Source organism: Tianweitania sp. (genome assembly GCF_032053605.1).
Lineage (GTDB): Bacteria > Pseudomonadota > Alphaproteobacteria > Rhizobiales > Rhizobiaceae > Tianweitania.
Map to the genome: position 1 here is coordinate 1 of NZ_DAMBUH010000181.1, position 756 is coordinate 756.

A 756-nucleotide genomic window follows, 5' to 3' on the forward strand; every position below is an offset into this window, starting at 1 on the left:
CGCGCAAACCCGCGCCGATCACCGCAATCATGTCCCCGGCCGAAAGCGTTCCACCGGAAAAGCGCTGCACCAGCGCGCCGAGATCATCAGCCGCAAAGGCATGCTCCAGCTCGGCCAGCGCGCCCAGCGTCAGGCACAGCCGATACTCGCGCCCGTCCAGAAGTGCGGCCACCTCGCCGCGTCGCCGGTTCACGCTCATAGCGCCGCGAACCCGACGGCACCCGCCGATTCCAGCGACACGTCGAAGGTCACTTCGCCGTCATGCGCGCCGGAATATTCCAGCGCCGTGATCTGGAACGGCCCCTCCACGATGCCGAAATCCGGCACCAGGAACTGCCAGCGCCCGATCGCGCCGGAAAAAAACGCGGCGCGCATCGCCGCGTCCGATGCCGCATCCTTGAAGATACCGGCCCCACTCACCGAAGCCCGCTGCACGCCGGCAGCCGAAAGCAATTCGCGCCAGCGTCCGGCAGAGTCGGCGTCGGTCACGTCGACCGTTTCGCTGTTGAAGGCGAGCCGCTTGGTGCGCAGGCCCGCAACCGTTGTGAAGGCGCCGTTCGCCTCCATTTTGACAAGCAAATCCCTGCCCCGTTGAGCAACCATAAGCAGTCTCCAGATTGTGAGAGGATTTTGGGCCTTAAGCGGCCGGTTCGGTCACGGCGCGAAAGCGCAGCAGCCCATGATGCAGGGACTGGTCTTCATCGAAGCGCGATTCCGCAAAGCTCGGCGTCAGGTTCACGAGCTGATGGCCGTGCA

The 756-nt window shown here is 65.1% G+C and carries 2 protein-coding genes; both read right to left on the reverse strand.

The window, feature by feature from the left end; all coding sequences use genetic code 11:
- The coding region (locus RTX98_RS20325) for a gene transfer agent family protein (protein WP_312798701.1) at window positions 1–199 on the reverse strand (199 nt) is incomplete at its 3' end.
- The gene (locus RTX98_RS20330; protein WP_312798703.1) at window positions 196–603 is read right to left on the reverse strand and encodes a phage major tail protein, TP901-1 family; all 408 of its coding nucleotides are present in this window, start codon (window positions 601–603) and stop codon (window positions 196–198) included. The genes RTX98_RS20330 and RTX98_RS20325, both read right to left, overlap by 4 nt.
- Between the last annotated feature and the right edge of the window lie 153 nt (window positions 604–756).

What these genes read in the sequence shown, in the direction of transcription:
- RTX98_RS20330 (WP_312798703.1), bottom strand. Translation starts at nt 603, where the DNA reads ATGGTTGCTCAACGGGGCAGGGATTTGCTTGTCAAAATGGAGGCGAAC.